Origin of the sequence: Nitrososphaera viennensis EN76 (assembly GCF_000698785.1) — an archaeon.
Classification (GTDB): domain Archaea; phylum Thermoproteota; class Nitrososphaeria; order Nitrososphaerales; family Nitrososphaeraceae; genus Nitrososphaera; species Nitrososphaera viennensis.
This window is the reverse complement of the sequence record NZ_CP007536.1, coordinates 1,850,197-1,868,095: the sequence shown is the minus strand read 5'-3', so window position 1 is coordinate 1,868,095 and position 17,899 is coordinate 1,850,197. Positions and strand designations below refer to the sequence as shown.

Here is a 17,899-nt window from a genome sequence, read left to right as displayed (position 1 = left end):
AACAATGACCAAAACGTTTTAATTGCTTCCCCAAAGTGTTTGCCTTACCTGCGCCCGGGTAGTATAGAGAAGCCCGGCTATTAGTAGCTGGCCTCGTACAGTCCGGTCCAGTATGGGGGACTGTCACTCCTCCGACCCGGGTTCGAATCCCGGCCCGGGCGCTTACACATCTTTTCTGGTTTTCAAAGAAATACTGCGATAGTAGTAGGCAGATGCTCGGTTAATGGACAACGTATCTAGCTTTCGTTAGGCTTGCTTTAAGTAAATGCTTGATTATCCTAAATAATTCTATGCTAGAAGCTCGTTTTGATATTTTCAAGCTTTGTCCTTACAAATTCCCTGAACTGAGGTAGCCGTTCTTCAAAGATCAGCGCATCGAACTGTTTCTGATCCACTATTATCATCTTCTCAGATACTTCTCTTTCAGTCTCTGGCAACAGGGCCATCTCGTTCCATTTTTTGATGCTGGATGATACTGGTTCTGAAAAATATGAATAGTAATGTTCAGCAATAGTTTCTTTGGCTTTAAGGAACTCGATCCTATTTTTTAAAATGAGCAGCAGGTCTTCCTCGGTTATTTTGACTTCACCCTTTGCTGCAATAATATGCGCGATCTCGTGCGCGATGATACCTGTCATATGCTGCGGAAACTTTTCTGCAAGGCTTGCGACTATGTAGGTAGAGTATTTGCTAAAGTCAGTCGCATCCGGGTATGAAAGACTATAGAAAAATGAGCTCACAAGATCGTGTCCTATCTTGTATTTTCTTGACAGCATAAAGGGAATGAGGTAGATACTGGGATGATATGGAAGCCGAGATTTATCGTTTAGCGAATCAAGTACCGCAGCGTAGGATTTCTCCAGCAATGATTTTACGGGTCCAAACCAATCTGGGTCGCCATATTTCCCTGTCAAATACTTGGAGGAGATCAAAGCGACATCATCAACGCTCCCCAGAGAACGTGTCAGAAACAACAACAATGATGGATCGATTTTGCGCGCTAGTCAGCAGCGCCTCCGCAAGCACAGTAGCCGAATTCGTCTATTCTAGAATTGCACAGATCGCAGTATCCAAACTGACCATATTCAACCTCCCACGGCTCCTTCCTGTACCGTTTGTAATGATCGTCGATCTCCAGCGGAATAGCAAAGGCTTCGCTTCGTGAGTTCGAGCCCATGCATTCCCGGCCGCACGAGAACTTAAAAGATTTCCCACGAGTATTTCAAGGAGACTACTATAACCATTACAAAAGCTTCTTCTTCGCAGTAATGTAAAGCTCAATCCTTTCATATTCGCATATTCTTTTACTTTTAGATGCTCTGCACGCTGGTTATCTTCCACGGCCCTTCGTTGAGCCGCTGGAGTGTCCACCTTCTGTGTACATTGAGGTTGAGAAACGTCCTGTACTCGCCATCAAACAGCCCGTAATGATCCAGAAACACGGTGACTTCATCGACGCTTGGGAGGTTGGTCTCTGGGTCTGATTTGATTATCCTCCTGACGCGGCCGACCTTGTCCACGCGCACGTCATAGACGCTTCCTGTTATGGCCTGCCGCGACCTTTCCCATTCCGAGGAAAGCGAGTACGACGAAGGAGCATACGACGAATCGAGTACGGAATGCCCGTCGTCGTACGTTATTGCGCGCCAGCCTGCAAACAGCTTTTTCCACGAATCCTCGTCTGCAAACTTGACTGCGCGGATCATTTCTCCCATGACCTGCGCGGGCGAGGCGCCATCGCCGGGCATGCTTGCGGCGCTGGGCTTTATCGCGGCTTCTCCTGCAAAATCGCTCTTGCCCTTCTCGTTTGTCTTGCGCATGTCCACGAAAAGCTCTTCGTCTCCCGCGCGGCCGGCAAGGGCCCGTACCAAAAGCCCGCTGACAGGGCTCCCGCGAAAGGTGATCATCCTCGGTTCGTCAGTTATCCTGCCGACGTACTGGTAGCGCTCGCCAAGCCGCGGGTTCACCTGCGCCTTGTACCTGTACATCGCATCGTAAAAGCGGTACACTTCGGGAGACGAAAGCAGCACGAAATAATACCCGTCATACTGAGAGCCGACCACCGCGTACGTCTTGCCAAGGTCGTTGATTATGTTGTCACGCGGGGTTATCCACGGAAGCTCTACTATCTTGCCTGCGAACTGGTCGCGGCTGTCTATCCTGGCGGCTGGAAACACGGGGATGGTTTGAGCAGAAATCTCGCCCTTGAAGGCGTTCCATGCTTTTGCAGCCTCCTGCTTTACCAGCTCGACGCGCTTTGCCCCAAGCTCCTTGTACTCCAGGTCTACATCATCTGCCTTTTTCCCCTTGAGGAGGTTTATCGCCGCAGTCCAGTCTGCAAGGACTGCATCCGCAAACGGGCCGGGATAGTTTTTGAGCAGAAAGTCGATCCGCCCTTTGTGCTCCTCCTGCTCTTTGAGCTCCTGCCTGCTGTTGATGTTATGCCTGTCCCAGGCGCCGTCAAGCAGGTAGGACAGCTTCCAGACAAACTTTTCGTACCAGCTGCTCCACGCGTCGGAAAAATCATCCTTGGGGAACAGGCGCGCAGGGCCGCCGGGCGCCATGGCAGGCCGGCCCTGTCTGTCATAATAAAAGCGGGAGGCATGGATCTTGCCTTTTATCTCCACCTTTTCCCCTCCGTTGCGCAGCACGCCAAGTGTGATTTCTTGGTCGGGCTTGGCCCCTACCTGCTGCCAGTACATGTACTCGCCATACTGGCCTATCCCGGGCGACATCTTGCCGGGCTTTAAGAAAGGGTCGAGAGAATTGCCGTCCACGCTTACCACAAGGTCCTGTATCTGCAGGCCGCTGTTCCGGAAATCGCTGTCCCACTCGATCCAGGTCACCCGGAACCCCGGGGTCTCGGAATACAGCACGGCATCCGTCTTGATGCCCGTGAGCAGGCTGCTGTTATCCGTGCGGACCAGTTCTACAGACATGCTATATTATTCCAGCCCTCCCTTGGAATTCTTTGTAGTATCATTCAGTTGGCGCCGGTCGTCAAGGTGCGACCTTTTGATCCTGTCCCACAGGGAGCCTTCTATCACTTCATAGAGGCCGTCGTGCAGGCGCCGCAGTTCCATGTCCCAGAATTCCTTCAGCTCCTTCTTTTGCTCGTCCGTCAGCCCGTCAAGGTCGACCTGCCACGTCTTGACGCAGTCGTCATAGACCTCCTTCAGCTTGGACTGTATGTTGAAACGCTCGATGTCGTCCCAGGACTTCTGCCAGTCCCGGACCTCTAAAAGCTCGTCAAGCGTCTTGTCGCTGACGGGCCCGACAAAGATGCCACGGTTGTCGCTGACAAATTCATTGTACTCTTGCCTGAATTTCTCGAGGAACCCAGACACGAGGCCGGCAGCCTTTTCCATGAACTTCTTGGCGTCTTCCTTCTGCCTTGGAGTGGGGCACTGGTCGGCCAGGCCCTTGCTGTTCTCGTTTATGGCGTTGAACTCTTTAATCGCAGAATCGAGGTTTGTCTTTGCCAGAAACTCCCTCACGCCCTGGCGGGTCTGGGTAAAGACGATGACTATGCTTTCTTCAAGCTTGTAGGCATCCATGTAGCCCCGGGCAAGCTCCTCCCCGCTCTTCTTCAGCCTGCCGGCAAGCTCCAGCATCTTGTCCACTGCAACGAGGAGGACCTTTATCGGAAGTGGAACCCCCGGCACCTTTTTTGCCTGACCTACGATGTACCTCACATTCTCCTCTCCCGAGCGCCTTTCAGCCACCAGCTCTCTTACAACTTCATCAAAAAGCCTGAGCACCTGAATTGAGGTGTTCCTGGCCCTGTCGTCCACCGACCTGTCCTGCTCCAACATCGCCTTCCATTTTCCCTCGAGGCTGTTCATCTCTGTGTAAAATTCATAGGTGTACTGCTGGACCTGCCCCTGGAACCATGCAAGGGGAGCGCGGGAGATCAGGCTGAAGAACTGGGACTCTTGCGACGCGACCTCTTCTCCGAACTTGCGCAGGTTTGGGGCCTTGTCCGACTTGACAAAGTCGGTGATTTTTTGGAAGGCCTGCTGGCCCTGGCTTGAATAATAATCCGACCACTTGCTCTGCTGCTGGCTTGCGGTGGCAGAGGTCGATTCGTACTTTAGGATCTCCAGCCCTTCGTTGAGCGCCTTGTCGCGCCAGTCCATATAGCTTGATAGGAACTCCCTGAAAGTGATGTACCTTGCAAGGACTATTGGCTCGCCCCCGGACCGCTCGTACTCGATGTCAGCCTGCTGGGCTGCCCCTACACCTCGGTCAAACTCTTCCATTCTTGCGCCATATTCTGCCATTTGTCCCTCGTCTTGGCAGGTATAGGGGCTTGCAACTATAAGAAGTGCATGTTGCCGATGACTCGGACAAACAGCAACCACATGATAATTTCTATTAAAAAATGGCTAGCCAAACAAGTCGGCCGACAAATCCCGGAATACCTTTTCGTGTGCCGTCGCGACAAACGACATGCGCGTCTCTACTCCAAGCTCGCAGTCAAGCTCCACCCCTTTGTCCGAGTAAACCTGGCCGCCTGCCTCCCGTACTATCAGGCACGCGGCGGCAATATCCACCGGCCGGACCTTTCCCCGGAAGTCAATCGACGCGTCAAGCGACCCTTTTGCAAGGTGGCACAGTTCCATCGCAAGCGAGCCGAGCTGCCTGACGTGGTTTGCCTTTGACATCACCGGCGCCAGCCTCTTGATTGTGCGGTCGTTGATGCCAGAGACGTTCATGCCAATTACAACGTCGTCGCCTGCTTCTCTGACTCTGATCCTTTTGCCGTTGCAGAACGCCCCCTTGCCCTTTGACGCGTAATAGAGGTCGCCATTTACAAGATTAATAATCGCGGCATCCTTGACTGCGCCCAGCCTGAACTCGTCGGCATAGGCAAGCGAGCAGCAGTAGAACGGCAGCTGGCGCGACGCGTTTGTCGTGCCGTCGATTGCGTCCATGACGACAAAACCCTTTTTTTCTTTCCCTTCAATCCTTCCGCACTCTTCACCGATTATCGTGGCGCCTATGCCGCGCTTTTTCAAGACTTCAATGACCGTTTTTTCGGCCAAGAGGTCAATCCGGCGGGAGACATCACCTCCTGCCCCCCTCCTGCCTGTCTGCCTGTTGCCCCGGGCAGTCCCGGCGATGCCCCGCGTGCGGGCATGGACCTCCCGGCAGGCATCCTTCAGGGCGCCTATCATCATCGTTGTCATGATATTATATACGGCACCTGCCGCACCCTGATAATTAAACGGTTATTTCTTCTTCTTTTTTAATCCGTGCGCTCGTGCGCATGTGGTGCCTCCATATTCAACAGGGCGCGCTTGCGCTCCACGCCCCAGCGATAACCCGACAGCGCGCCGTCGTTTTTCACCACGCGGTGGCACGGAATTGCCACCGCAAGGGCGTTTGCCGCGCACGCCTGGGCCACGACCCTGACCGATTTCGGGGAGCCGATGCGGTTTGCGATATCGGCGTAGCTTGCCGTGGAGCCGGCCGGGATTTCGCGCAGCGCCTGCCAGACGCGCTGCTGGAACGCAGTTCCGCGAACGTCCAGTGGCAAGTCGAGCCCGAGCGCCGGCGCTTCTACAAAGCCGACCACTTTTGAGACGAGTTGCTCGAACTTTGCGTCACCTCCAATCAGATTTGCGCGGGGGAACCTGTCCTGCAGATCGCGCGCCAGTTCGCCAGGGTCGTCGCCCAGAAGGATGGCGCAAACGCCGCGCTCGCTCTGGGCGACAAGAATCGACCCGAGGGAGCACTCTCCCACGGCAAAACGTATTTCCGTCCTTGCGCCGCCGGCGCGATAGCTTGAAGGCGTCATGCCAAGCACATCGTTTGACGTATCGTAGAACCGCCTGTTCGACCTGTATCCTGCTCCGTAAATGGCTTCTGTCACCGTCTCGCTTTGGCCGAGCTCGTTCCGGACGCGCTTTGCACGGTGCGCCAGCGCGTACTCTCTTGGGGTGAGTCCAGTGACAGCCTTGAACACGCGGTGAAAGTGATACGCGCTCGTCCCCGCGTGCTTTGCCAGCTCTTCAAGGCTCGGCGCGTTCTCTGACTCCTCGATGAGCCGGCAGGCTTGCGTGACTTTTGCCGCGTGCTGTTCGGCAAGAGAGGCCTGGTCGGGCTTGCAGCGCTTGCAGGGGCGGAGGCCGGCCTTCTCGGCGTCCTTGCGCGTCGTAAAGAAGCTGACGTTCTCCGGCCGTGCCCGGCGAGCGGCGCACGAAGGACGGCAGTACACGCCAGTGGTTTTGACCGAGAAATAAAACGCGCCGTCTGCCCTGTGATCACGGGCGACGACAGATGCCCAGCGAGGGTCGCTTTCCGTTGCGGCTGCAAGTTGTGCGTTTTTTGGCGTCATGTTCTACTTACTACGACAAATATCCACAGAATGAATTTAAAATTATTGACGGCTTTTTGCTTTCAAATTCACGCGTGATGATGCTCACACGAGCGCGCAAAAGTTCCGCCGCCCCAATCATGTTCATTTTGAAAAATCAGAACCGGTCCTTGGCTCACAATTTAACACGTATTATAATTAAAGGGTCGTTTTGGTGCAAGATGTATCTGGTCAGTCAGTCGGTCGGTGCTTTTAAAGTAAATAAAAAAGGAAACGGGGTTATCTGGCGGCTGCCACTGCCAGTCCCGCCGATGTAATGCCCTTTGCCACACCAAGCCCGAGAATCACAAGCCCAACGACGACTCCAATTATGGGACCAGGAATCACAAAGTTCATGTTCGCTAGAGGGAGTATCATAAGGATGACGCCACCTACTGCCAGCAATCCTGCCACCACAAACGACCTCTGCTTCCACGACACAACAAATGCCGCTGCCGCAAGTGCGATTGCACCCATGACGACCACCGCCGCAAGCCCTCCTGCCGCCATCCCCGCCGGGCTGCCTAGGATGTTATTCCCTATTAGTCCCATCGTTCCTTGCATCTGTGACTGCGACGCTGGGGGGACGCCGTGCAACTGTGACATCGACGAGTGGCCGCCGGTTACTGCTTGAACCAGTGGCGTAAACATTGACATAAACAGGTTGTGGCCTTCCTCCGCCTGAGGGGTCTGCAGCAACGCCTGAGCGCCCAGCACATAAGTCAAGACCACGGCAAGCGTTGCCGCGGCCAGCCCTACTGACAATACGCGTCTTGCGTTTGCCATGGCTTTCACTTGTTCGGTCATTATCTTAATCACTAAGATAGTGATAGACTAATATATTTATCTGTTTCTTTCTTGATTGTTAACCATGAAGAGGGAAGAAATCATTGAAGCTATTGGCGAAAAGTTTACAGAAATGTCAACTGAGACAATACTGTTCCACCAAGCCGTGGCGGATATAGTTGGCTTGCATATTACTGACCATAAATGCATGCATTTTATTCACCGTTTTGGAGCCATGCCAGCCGGCAGGCTTGCCGAGCTTACTGGCTTGACCACCGGTGCGGTAACAGGAATTATTGACCGCTTGGAAAAAGCTGGCTATGTAAGAAGGATGGACGATCCAAAGGACAGGCGTCGAACCATTGTCGAGCCTATCAGGAACAAGAAATTGGAAAGGAAAATTGAAATGATCTTTATGCCTCTACATGAAAGAATGCAAAAACTCTTGTCTTCATACTCTGACAGTGAACTGGCTTTCCTGCTTGACGCAGTGACAAAGACTGTAGAGCTGACACACGAGGAATCAAAAAAACTGAGTCTGCAAAGACAATCCTCTATGAAGTGACTGCTGTCAGAGCGGCAATCGCGCTGCAACAGCCTGGCATTTGTTCAACATCTCTCTGTGTTTTTCCCATCCTACCAAACTGGCCACGTAAGCAGGTGACCAGATAGTAGCCGCCAAATAATAATATTCAGTGTATGCGTCTGAAAAGACAGATGCAATTAATTCTTTAAAGCAAGCGGCTGTTCCACTGGAAGCACGCCCCTCCCTTCCTCCTCCTTCCGCCGACACTGACGAATAATTATATCAATGAAAAGGGTAGATGATGTGTACCATGACTGCGCAGGCGCTCCACTCGCACAGCTACGACTCGACCCTCATGGAGAGGCTGCTTTTCCGTGTCGCAAAAAAGTGGGTCGCCGGCTACTCTGCCGGCGAGGCGATAGGCGCTGCCCTGGACGCCAACAGGCGCGGCATGTCGGCGATACTCAACTTTCTTGGCGAGGACGCAGCCGACAGGACGCAGGTAGGGCTTGCAGTCAGAGAGTACCTCTCGCTGATGGAACTGATGAGGGCAAGGGGCGTCAGGGGCTGCGTGTCGACCAAGCCGACGCAGCTTGGGCTTGCCGTCGACTATGACACGTGCCTGCAAAACTTTTCCGTGCTTGCAAAAAAGGCAAAAGAGCTGGGCCAGTTCCTGTGGATTGACATGGAGTCGGCCAGGTTCACCGAGGACACTATAACCATCTACCTCGAGGTCTTGAAGGACCACCCCATGACAGGGGTGGCTATACAGGCGTACCTGCGCAGGAGCGGCGCGGACGTACTGCACATAATAGAGCACGGAGGCAAGGTGAGGCTGGTCAAGGGCGCGTACCACGAGCCAGAGGAGCACGCCTTTGCCACGGGAGAAGAGGTCGACCGCAACTACTCGCGCTTGCTAAAGATGCTTGCAGAAAGCGGCAACTTTTTTGCGGTCGCCACCCACGACGGCAGGCTGGTTGACGAGGCAGTGAACCTGCGCGCAAACAACTGCGAGTTCCAGATGCTCATGGGGATCCGCGACGAGCTAAAGTCGCAGCTGGTCGCAAGGGGGCTGCCGGTCGCCGAATACATCCCGTACGGGAGCCAGTGGCTTCCCTACTCTGTCCGGAGGATAAGGGAGCGCAAGCGCAACCTGCTTCTCCTTGCAAGGTCGCTCGTACAGAGCTAGCTGCTAATCCACTATGGTCTGGCTCTGCTCGCGCATGAATTGCGTGAGGTAGTGCGGGCCGCCCGTGTTCTTGCCTGTCGTGCCGGAATCCTTCCAGCCGCCAAAGGGCTGGCATCCTACCATCGCGCCGGTGGTCGCGCTTGCCTGCCTGTTCACGTACACGACGCCGGCCTCGATGTGGTCGAGGAACTTTTTGACCTCGCCCTGGTCGCCCGTAAAGATGCCGGCTGTAAGGCCATAGTCCACGTCGTTTGCCATGCGCAGCGCGTCGTCGAATTTCTCATAGTCAGTGACGCACAGTATCGGCACAAACATCTCTTCCTGAAAGAGCCTGTGCTTTTTCGGCAGGCCTGTTACGATGGTCGGCGCCACGTAGTAGCCGTGCTTTAGATCGCCGTCCTTTCGAACGTAGCCTCCTGCAAGCACCTTGCCGTCCCTGTCGGCAAGCCGGGAATACTGCTGGTACTTTTTGTAGGCGCTCTTGTTTACGACAGGCCCCATGAAGGTGTTCTGCTCAAGCGGGTTTCCGACCGGCAGGTCCTTTGTCTTTTCCACCAGCCGGCGCAAAAACTCGTCCCTGACCTTTTTATGCACAAAGACGCGCGAGCACGCGCTGCATTTCTGGCCAGAGTAGCCAAACGCCGCCTTCATCACGCCGTCTACTGCTTTGCCCAGGTCGGCCGTTTCCGTGATGATTGCAGGGTTCTTGCCCCCAAGCTCTGCTATCAGCGGCCTTGGCTTTTCGCTGCTGAACTGCCTGCCCATCGAGTAGCCCACCTCGCGAGAGCCTGTGAACACTATCCCTGACACGTCCCTGCTCTTGACAATCTCGGCGCCCACCGTGCCGCCAGAGCCAAACACCATGTTGAGGGCTCCGTCCGGCAGGCCCGCCTCCTGGAAAATCTGGATTATCTTGAACGCGGTTATCGGCGCGTCGCTTGACGGCTTGACCACCACCGTGTTGCCGGTGACAAGCGCGGCTGTCGTCATGCCGGTCAGTATCGCAGCAGGAAAGTTGAACGGGGCTATCACCCCCCATACGCCGTAGGGCTTCATGACGCTCTTGCTCTTTTCGTTTGGCTGGGCGCTTTTCATCTGCACTTCAAAGCCGTTGTTGCGCTCCACCTCCTCGGCGTAGTAGCGGACAAAGTCTATCGCCTCGTCGACGTCGCCTATGGCCTCGTAGCGGTTCTTGCCGTTCTCGTACGAGACCCACGCGGCAAGCTCGAACTTGCGCTCGCTCATAATGTCTGCCGCCTTTCTGAATATCTTTACCCGCTTTTGCCACTCGCTTTTTCCCCATGCTTCAAACGCCTTCTTGGCAGACGCAATGGCCTGCCTTGCGTGAATCGCAGTCCCCGCCGGCATGCGCCCGAGCACCACCCTCGTGTCTATCGGCGAAGCGTGCGGCACCGTTCTTGCCGCCAGGACCTGCCTGCCCCCTATAATCATCGGGTACTTTTTGCCAAACTCGGACCTTGCGGCTTCAAGCGCCTTTTCGTACCTGTCGTGGAACTGGCCTTCTGCCTTTTCGACCAGAAACCGGCGCAGGGTGTGCTCGTTTTCAAACATCTCTAGTGGAAATACTGCAGGCGACCTTAAAAACGATGACTTGTAGTAGTAGTGGTGGTGGATTAACTATGTTAATCATGGCCTAAATACCGATTTGCAGAATCAAAGGCATATACATATGAAAAAGCAAAAAGAGCGCCCCAAGCCAAGGTTTACCAGGAACAGGGCCGTGGCAATTGGCGCCATAGCAGCGGTCGTCTCGCTTGTAGGATTTTTTGGCTACCGTGCGCTCGTGCCGGTCAACGGGACCTCGCCGGTGCTGGGCTTTCCGACTAACGACTTTATCAAGGCCACCCACAGCAAGAGCGGCTACTTTTACCTGAGCCAGGCATCAGGCTCAGTCAAGGGCTTGAGGAGCACAGGTGGCAGCAGCGCGCACATCAACCCCAGCTATGTCTACTCAAAGGGCGAGCTGGTTTCGTTCCACTTTATCAACGAGGACTATGACACGCATTCAAAGCACAACTTTAACATCGACGCGTTCAACGTCCACACCAAGGACCTGGGCTACTTTGGAACCGAGACGGTGAGCTTTGTGGCAGACAAGACAGGCACCTTTGACTATTACTGCTCCATTCACCCGGAGATGAAGGGCACCATAACAGTGGAGGGGTGAGATAAGTTAATGAGACAGCAAGGCAGGATGTGGTTTGCGTGAGCAACGACGACGATGACCTGAGCGAGCCAAGAAAGGGCATCCTGGACCTGCTGGACGACTTTATCGAGCAGATACAACACCTGAGAAAGGTGCTGCTCGGAGTCTCCATCTCTGCAATTATTCTTGCACCCCTTGCAATAGCGCTGTCTGCCTACCTTCTCCTCCACCCCTCGTTCTTTGCGGTGCTTGAGATAGAAAACGAGTTCGGGCTGGTGCTGAGCGTGCTTCTTGGCGCCGTGATCATAATCTCGCTTGTCTGGCTTGTGACAGGCATACGCCAGTACTATTCCATAAGCGCGTGGAAAAAGCACTATGCCGAGTACCAGAAGGAAAAGGAAGAGATCGACAAAAAGATAGCCTCCCAGTTTGGGCTAGATCAGGATTAGCATCATCGCCAGTCCCGGGCCGGAGCCTTTTTCGTCCTTTCTCCTCGGGAACATGCGCTCGTACGGCTCCAGTATGTCCCTGCAAAACTGCAGGCCCTTTTGCGTAGGCCGGTAAATGGTCACGGTGCGCTTGCCTGCGACAGACTCTTGCCTGTTGATGAGGCCGTTTGATTCCAGCTCTTCGAGTATGGGCTTGTGCTTTTTCAGGTTCAGCCCGCAAAAGCTGACAAGTGCGGTCTGGTTCAGCTCGCCATACTCTATCAGTTTCAGTATGATGTCCTTGACAATGTAGATCCTGTCCCGGTACGAGATGGGCGAGCCGGACATTGAGCGCTATCAGGCATGGCTGCAATATAAGCCCATAGAAAAGATTACTAACTGCTTTTGCCAAGTGTACATGTGAGCGCGACTAGCAACAAGTCGAGGATGCTCCTGCTCCTTATGATAGCGATATCGCTTGTATTTTTCATGGCAAGCTTTGTGGCGGCCGCGATCTCGGGCGACCAACAGCCTGCTTCTTCACCTTCGTCGTCAACATCAACAACAACGCCAGCCCCCGAGCAGGCCACTACCGCTGCTACCACTACTACGCTTGGACAGAACTGCATGGCGGTGCGCACAGGCGAGCACACGCTTGCCGACTGCTCACCCTGATTATGATGGTGAGCACGAGCGGCACACGATTTCTCTTTTTATGAGGCCCTTCTTTTGCGAGCAGTTGTTGCACACTTTTCTGTTGCACATGCTGCACGCGCCGCTGTGGCCTGTGCAGGCAGGCAGGCCGCACAATTCGCATCTTGCGCTGTGCCTTGCGCAAAAGGTAGAATTGCATATGTAGCACAGCGCGCGGTGGTCCGTGCACGCCGGCTCCAGGCACGCCTTGCAGTAAGCGAGGTGGCGGTTGCACATCAGGTTGCCGCAGCTGCATGCCGAGCCAGACTCTAGCGGGATGGAGCAAGCGGAGCAGCGGCCCCACGTGCCCCTGCCGGTGTACGAACTCCACCGCACGTCGCCGGCGTGCTCTTTTTTGTCATTTACTATTATCCTTGCGCGGTAGACGGTTTCGATGAGCCAGCCGACGATGGCAAAACTGGACTTGCTCTTGATTTGAGAGAGCGCGGCATGGAATTTTTCGTTTTCCTCTTCTTCCATTTCGGCAAGCTTGTCCTCAAGGGCCTGCCTGTCGGTGTGCAGCTGCTCTATCTTGCGCCTTGTGGTGACAACCTTTTGCTTTTTCGTCTCTATCCGGTTCTCTGCCGATATCAGCCTTGATTTTTTGGCCTTTTCCTTCTTTAGCTGCTTGTACAGCTTTTCTTGGTCCTTTACCGAGTCAAGCTCGGCGTTTAGCGCATCCTGCAGCCGGGCTATGCTTGCATCAATGTCAGCCATCTTGGCCTTTGGCCTTGCCTGCTTTTCTGCAATGTGCTCGATCCTCTTTTCTTCCATTATAACGTCAAACTTGGCCTGAAGGTCCGCCTTGAGAGTCGCGGTCCTCTTTTCAAGCTCGCCCTTCCATTTTTCTGCCTCGCGCCTTGCCTCCGCCGGGACTGCCCGCTGCGGCGCAAGCGTGTGTGCGGCCGGAAGCGGGACCAGCTGGCTTTCAAACGCGGCAAGCTCTTCCAGCTTGTCAAGCGACTGCTTGGCAAAGCCCTTTTCAAAGACAGACGCGCTCAGCTCAAAGATGGGGTGGAAGACCTCTTCCTGCTCTGTCGATAGAACCCTTATGGACCTGACGTTGTTGCCGAGCTTGGCAAAGCTTTGCAAGTTCTTTGGTTCGAATTTTCTCTCTAGCTGCATAAACGTGGTGGCGTGCGCGCCTGCCGCTATCAGGAAGTCGTCGTGGATTTCCTGCTTGGGTTTTGCGAGAAGCTTTTCTTCTTCTTTTGCTGCTGTTGGCTCCTCCTCTGCCAGTGCCTCAACTTTGGGCTCGGCCTCTTCTCCTACTTCTTCTGTTGCTGCCACTGTTGCTGTCTTTACTTGTCCAGCTTGCCGGGCCTCCTCCTTCATGCCCTCCATAAGCTCGGCTATCTCGCCGTTTTCAAGGGGCCCGCGGTGGTAGGTGAGCGTCCACCTTGACTTTATCACGCCGCGGAACTTGGGGTCAAACGTGTTGCAGAAAAACTCGCCGGCCTTTAGCCGGGAGATCTCTTTTTCCGCAAACGAATCCAGCTCAAGCCCGACACTCACGCGCTGGATGTCGCGCTGCGCGCCAAGCCTGCCTATGAACCGCACGTTGGCGTTTGAAATCACCTTGTAGTCGAGGTCAACCGCGTTCTGGCTTGCAAGCAGCAGGCCGAGGCCAAACGCCCTTGCCTGCTTTATCAGCAAGAGGAGGAGCTTTTTGGACGGCGGCTCCCGGACAGGCGGGCAATAGCCTGCTATCTCGTCAAAATACAGGAGGTAGCGCAGCGTCTGGGCGCTCCCCTGCTTTATCAGCCACTGGAACAGCTGCTGCAGAACAAGCTCTACAAACAGGTGCTTTTCCTGCTCTGACTGGATGTTGCGCAGGTCAAGCACGTTTATCGACGGGCCCTTCATCAGCTCTGAAAAGTCCAGGGATTCTGCCGCTGACCACGAGCGCAGCTTGGGGTCTGAAATCAGCAGGTTTATCTTGGTAACCAGCTTGCGCCGGTCCTTGTCGCCGAGGACATCGGACACGTGGAGCGAGCCCACAGTGCTGATTGGAGGGCTCTCTATCCTCCTTATCAGGTCCTTTACCGTCACTGACTGGCCGGACTTCCAGGCATCCTCTAAAAGAGCAGAGACAAACGTTATCTCTTTCCTGTCGTCCTCGCCATAGCCGGCAAGCCTCAGCAGGTTGTACGAGGTGAGGTCAAGCAGGTCAGCCGCGGCCGACACGTCGCTCTGCAAGAGTCGGGAAAAGTCCTTTGGCGCAGAGAGGTCCGGCGAGATGCCTACCGGCAGGCCGGCGGACGACTTGGGCGTGAATATCCTGACCGTGACGGTTTTTGCAAATTCTGCATGCGCATCCTGCCTGACTGCAAACTCGGCCATCCTGTCGGCGTACATCTTTTGCAGGCTCTTGGCGTACTCTGTCCTGTCTATTTTCAGCGCGTCGGCCTCTTTTTCCGACCATTTGGAAAAGTCAAAAGTCGCGGACTTGAACGCAAGGTTGCCAATGTCGCCCTTTGGGTCGATGGCAAAGGTCGGGATGCCCTGAAGTGCCGCCTCTTCTACGAGCACTTTTGAAAGCACGGTCTTGCCAGAGCCGGTGGCGCCGAGGATGATGGCATGCTTTGTGAGTGACGCAACGTCGATCTCGAACTTGCTGCTGTCGCCACCACCATCAGTTTGGCCTACATGGAACTTGGGCATCCGATTTTCAGTGCAAGTGCATGTTAAAAAGTGCTATGTATTTTTACCCACTTTGTAAAAGAGGACAAGCTCGCCTGCCCTCGTCTTTTGCACGCGCGCAAGGCGGAATTTCGGGCCCTGCGAGATCGCGTCATAGCCGTCGCCTTCAACGAGTGTGGTCGCAAGCCTGCCGCCGGCGACCCTTGGCGCTATTGTCACTATCAGTTCGTCTGCGAGGCCGAGGTTCAGCACCGACCAGTTGAGCTCGCCCCCGCCTTCCACCAGGATTTTCTTGAAGCCCATCTTCTTTTTGAGCGCGGAAAAAAGGGCCTTGATATCGACTGCTTCGTTGCCTGCCAATATAACCTCGGCGCCTGCCTGTCTTATCCTCTCAACGTCGACCGCGCTTGCCTGCATACTTGCGGCAACTATGGTCCTGACCTTGCGCGCGGTGCGCAAGAGTTGCGAGTCGTCTGGTATCCTGCCCCTGCTGTCGACAACCACGCGGACAGGGTTTTTGCCCCTGACAAGCCGGACTGTCAGCTGCGGGTCGTCGGCAAGCACCGTCGATATTCCCACCACCACCGCGTCAGAGCCGGCGCGAAGCCTGTGGACCCTTTTCAGATCATCCTTTGATGATATGGTAGAGTCGCCCGAGGCTGTAGCTATCTTGCCGTCGATCGTCATTGCGGCGTTTATCGTAACCTTCATGATAAGAGAAGACTCCCTCCTGCTGCAACGAACCGGCCGCCTGCCATCACGGCACGTACCGCGTCCCCGCCGGCCCTGTGCACTATGGCCGCGTACGGGTCGTGCATCGGGTAAAGGTCAGCATGCCTCTTGTCGATAAATATCAGGTCTGCGGCCCTTCCGGGCGCTATCCAGCCGCTGTTCAGGCCAAGCATCTTGGCCGCGTTTGCAGTCGCCATCTTGACCAGCTCGCGGGGTTCGATAAAGTTGCCCTGTGCGTGCGACGCCTTCCAGAGGTAATCCATCTCGCGGAACATGTCCGGCGAGTTGAGCATCACGTTGTCCGTGCCTATCGCAACGAGGCAACCGCGCTTTAGCATCTCTGCAACGCGGGGCAGGCCGGCGCCAAGGACGCCGTTTGCGCGCGGGCACACCACTATGCCGGCCTTGCCGGCTGCAAGCGACATCTCGTCGCCGGTGGCGTGCGTCATGTGCACCAGGATGTCCGGCTTTAGATGTTGCATTATGCGCTCGACTTCGCTTTTGCCGGTGTGATCCTTGGAAAACTGCACTGTCTCGGCCGACTCGGCCGCGTGTATGGCAACGAGTTTTGCCGCCGCCATCTCGCCGTACTGCTCAAGTGCAGAGTCCGTGTTTTCGTTTGCGCCGCTGATGCCAAGGCCGTCGGCTATTTCCAGCACCTGCTTTGCAGTAGCGGCTGCACTTGCTGGCAGTCCCTCCATCCCTGCCGGGTCGCTGCTGTAGTGGTCCACCCTGCCAAGCGCGATGCATTTTATCGGCAGGCTGGCTGTTGCGCTTTTCAGCAGCCGGACGCCTTCAGGCCCGCCCTCGCGGAAATCAGCAAACGTCGTTATCCCTTTCTGCAGCATGGAAACAGCCGAGCTTTTTATCATCGCGGCAAGGTGCGCCGGCAGACTCTTTTCGAGGATCTTTTTCTTTGCTCCAAACACGGGGTGCACCCGCGCGTCAAGCCTCCTTCCTGCCGCGATGTCCTTGCCTATCGAGTCGGCGATGTGGGTGTGCGCGTTGATAAAGCCGGGCACGACAAGAAAGCTGCTGCCTGCATCCAGCTTTTTTCCCCGGGCAGAAGAGCGGCCTTCTCCCGCGTTCTTGATAATGCCATTTTCAATTTCAATATAGCCGCGCTCTATGTGCTCCAGGTTTTCACCAAGGAGGATGCTTGCGTTTTCAATGACTACTAGCATCGTATTTCATAGATCGTCTGGATCTTGCCCTCGTCGCGCATGTCTCGGATCGTGTCGAGGGCCTTGGTGGCTGCTTCTGCGGCCCTTCGGCCGTTCTTGCCGATGCCGATTCCGCAGTTGAACTTGACGTCAAGTCCTGCCGTCACCTTTTTTATCACCTCGTCGGCCTGCGCCCCCGTCACGCCGTTAGAGATTACCATAAAGTTGTCGCCACCAAGAAAGAACGTCAGCGCATCAAGTTTCAGGAACTCCTCTGCCAGCCTGCCGTACAGCTTCATTACCAATGCTGTCACTTCATACGGCGACAGCCTGCCCGTCAGCTTTGTCGAGCTGTCGACGTCGATGTGCATTATCTGCGCCGATGTTTCGCCGCTTGCAGCGGCAGAACCGAATATCCGCGCCTTTTCATCAGCAAGCCTGTTTTCCTTTCTTGCATTGTATGCGCTCATGCTGGCCTCAAGCGCTGTCTTGCCGGCGCCGATCGCCATCGACATTTTCAGGTCATTGTAGAGGATCGCAAGCGCGTGCGCGATTTCCGCGTGCTGTGCGACCGTGACGCCGTTTGTGATTGCGAAATACTCGTCAAAGCGGTTGAAATAGACGAGGCAGTCCTTTTCGTGGAAGAGGCGCTGTACGTCATGGTAGATTCTTGCCTGCAGCATCTGCAGCTGCGCCTCCCTGTCGTAGCCGAGCGTGAGCGTCCAGGGACCGTAGCCCTCGATCCTAATGATTGTAAGCTGAATCATCGATTACCACAGTTTTCCTGCCCACTGTTTTTTCTAGCTTTGCAAGCCGCAGCGCCATGTTTACTGCCGCGTTCACTGCGCGCGCAGGCACGATGTCCTGCCGCTCCCTTGCCTGCTCGGCAGTCATGCCGGGGCCGGTTATTCCGAGCGCGACTGGCTTGGCGTACTTTAATGAAAGGTCTGCTATGAGGCGCGACGCGTTTTCCGCGACAATGTCATCATGGCGCGTGTCGCCCTTTATCACGGCGCCCAGCGTGACAACCGCGTCGACGCTGCGTTTTTTCAGCAATTTTTCGACTGCAAGCGGCATGTCAAAGGCGCCGGGCACGTACACGACAAAAGAAACCCTGGCGCCAAGCCTGTTGGCCTGCTCTTTTGCCTTTTCCAGCATGTGGAGCGTTATCTTGCTGTTGAACTCGGATACCACTATTGCAAGCTGCAAAT

General features: G+C 55.1%; 18 protein-coding genes and 1 tRNA gene. 6 read left to right on the top strand and 13 right to left on the bottom strand.

What is annotated here, in order from left to right; translation table 11 throughout:
• Positions 1–52: 52 nt before the first annotated feature.
• Positions 53–161: transfer RNA gene (locus NVIE_RS10610), tRNA-Asp, on the top strand.
• A 132-nt stretch (positions 162–293) separates the two neighbouring features.
• On the opposite strand, the gene NVIE_RS10605 is transcribed toward NVIE_RS10610, so the two are convergent.
• The 6 genes from NVIE_RS10605 to NVIE_RS10580 form a co-directional block, all read right to left on the bottom strand.
• Positions 294–977, bottom strand: coding sequence for a hypothetical protein (locus NVIE_RS10605; RefSeq protein ID WP_144239665.1), 684 nt, complete (start codon positions 975–977; stop codon positions 294–296).
• A gap of 333 nt (positions 978–1,310) precedes the next feature.
• A complete protein-coding gene (locus tag NVIE_RS10600; RefSeq protein ID WP_075055217.1) occupies positions 1,311–2,939 on the bottom strand; it encodes a PDZ domain-containing protein in 1,629 nt (542 codons plus the stop codon).
• Positions 2,940–2,945: 6 nt separating this feature from the next.
• The gene (locus tag NVIE_RS10595) at positions 2,946–4,262 is read right to left on the bottom strand and encodes a hypothetical protein (RefSeq protein WP_158435204.1); all 1,317 of its coding nucleotides are present in this window, start codon (positions 4,260–4,262) and stop codon (positions 2,946–2,948) included.
• Between the two features lie 126 nt (positions 4,263–4,388).
• Positions 4,389–5,192 carry an inositol monophosphatase family protein gene (locus tag NVIE_RS10590; protein WP_227717352.1) on the bottom strand — a complete coding sequence of 268 codons (804 nt, stop codon included), beginning with the start codon at positions 5,190–5,192 and terminating at the stop codon, positions 4,389–4,391.
• 59 nt (positions 5,193–5,251) lie between these two features.
• Entirely contained in the window at positions 5,252–6,343 is a 1,092-nt protein-coding gene (gene ada, locus NVIE_RS10585) for a bifunctional DNA-binding transcriptional regulator/O6-methylguanine-DNA methyltransferase Ada (RefSeq protein ID WP_075055215.1), read from the bottom strand.
• 258 nt (positions 6,344–6,601) lie between these two features.
• Positions 6,602–7,168, bottom strand: a complete 567-nt coding sequence (locus NVIE_RS10580; RefSeq protein ID WP_144239664.1) for a hypothetical protein — start codon at positions 7,166–7,168, stop codon at positions 6,602–6,604.
• Between the two features lie 64 nt (positions 7,169–7,232).
• Between NVIE_RS10580 and NVIE_RS10575 the strand changes: the two genes are divergently transcribed.
• Complete coding sequence (locus NVIE_RS10575) at positions 7,233–7,712, top strand: MarR family winged helix-turn-helix transcriptional regulator (RefSeq protein WP_075055213.1); 480 nt, start codon at positions 7,233–7,235, stop codon at positions 7,710–7,712.
• Positions 7,713–7,983: 271 nt separating this feature from the next.
• Positions 7,984–8,862: a proline dehydrogenase family protein gene (locus tag NVIE_RS10570; RefSeq protein ID WP_227717351.1), complete on the top strand. Its 879-nt coding sequence runs from the start codon at positions 7,984–7,986 to the stop codon at positions 8,860–8,862.
• Positions 8,863–8,865: 3 nt separating this feature from the next.
• Here NVIE_RS10570 and NVIE_RS10565 read toward each other — a convergent pair whose 3' ends face one another.
• Complete coding sequence (locus tag NVIE_RS10565) at positions 8,866–10,434, bottom strand: aldehyde dehydrogenase family protein (RefSeq protein ID WP_075055212.1); 1,569 nt, start codon at positions 10,432–10,434, stop codon at positions 8,866–8,868.
• Between the two features lie 118 nt (positions 10,435–10,552).
• On the opposite strand from NVIE_RS10565, the gene NVIE_RS10560 reads away from it, so the two are divergent.
• Both NVIE_RS10560 and NVIE_RS10555 read left to right on the top strand, forming a co-directional pair.
• Entirely contained in the window at positions 10,553–11,050 is a 498-nt protein-coding gene (locus NVIE_RS10560) for a cupredoxin domain-containing protein (protein WP_075055211.1), read from the top strand.
• 38 nt (positions 11,051–11,088) lie between these two features.
• Positions 11,089–11,478 (top strand): hypothetical protein, encoded by a 390-nt coding sequence (locus NVIE_RS10555; RefSeq protein WP_227717350.1) that lies wholly within the window; start codon positions 11,089–11,091, stop codon positions 11,476–11,478.
• On the opposite strand, the gene NVIE_RS10550 is transcribed toward NVIE_RS10555, so the two are convergent.
• Positions 11,464–11,805, bottom strand: coding sequence for a winged helix-turn-helix domain-containing protein (locus tag NVIE_RS10550; RefSeq protein WP_075055210.1), 342 nt, complete (start codon positions 11,803–11,805; stop codon positions 11,464–11,466). The two genes, NVIE_RS10555 and NVIE_RS10550, sit on opposite strands and share 15 nt — an antisense overlap.
• Positions 11,806–11,877: 72 nt before the next feature.
• Here NVIE_RS10550 and NVIE_RS10545 point away from each other — a divergent pair, with 72 nt between their 5' ends.
• Positions 11,878–12,132 carry a hypothetical protein gene (locus NVIE_RS10545; RefSeq protein ID WP_144239662.1) on the top strand — a complete coding sequence of 85 codons (255 nt, stop codon included), beginning with the start codon at positions 11,878–11,880 and terminating at the stop codon, positions 12,130–12,132.
• Here NVIE_RS10545 and NVIE_RS10540 read toward each other — a convergent pair whose 3' ends face one another.
• Genes NVIE_RS10540 through ribH form a run of 5 tightly spaced genes read right to left on the bottom strand, consistent with a single transcriptional unit; the run spans position 12,133 to position 17,897 of the window.
• Positions 12,133–14,814, bottom strand: coding sequence for a helicase HerA-like domain-containing protein (locus NVIE_RS10540; protein WP_075055208.1), 2,682 nt, complete (start codon positions 14,812–14,814; stop codon positions 12,133–12,135).
• Positions 14,815–14,847: 33 nt separating this feature from the next.
• Positions 14,848–15,504 (bottom strand): 2,5-diamino-6-(ribosylamino)-4(3H)-pyrimidinone 5'-phosphate reductase, encoded by a 657-nt coding sequence (locus tag NVIE_RS10535; RefSeq protein ID WP_075055207.1) that lies wholly within the window; start codon positions 15,502–15,504, stop codon positions 14,848–14,850.
• Positions 15,501–16,709 (bottom strand): amidohydrolase family protein, encoded by a 1,209-nt coding sequence (locus NVIE_RS10530; RefSeq protein ID WP_075055206.1) that lies wholly within the window; start codon positions 16,707–16,709, stop codon positions 15,501–15,503. The genes NVIE_RS10535 and NVIE_RS10530 overlap by 4 nt, the downstream gene beginning before the upstream one ends.
• Positions 16,703–17,455, bottom strand: coding sequence for a GTP cyclohydrolase IIa (locus tag NVIE_RS10525; RefSeq protein WP_075055205.1), 753 nt, complete (start codon positions 17,453–17,455; stop codon positions 16,703–16,705). The genes NVIE_RS10530 and NVIE_RS10525 overlap by 7 nt, the downstream gene beginning before the upstream one ends.
• Entirely contained in the window at positions 17,433–17,897 is a 465-nt protein-coding gene (ribH, locus tag NVIE_RS10520) for a 6,7-dimethyl-8-ribityllumazine synthase (protein ID WP_075055204.1), read from the bottom strand. The genes NVIE_RS10525 and ribH overlap by 23 nt, the downstream gene beginning before the upstream one ends.
• Positions 17,898–17,899: the final 2 nt, after the last annotated feature.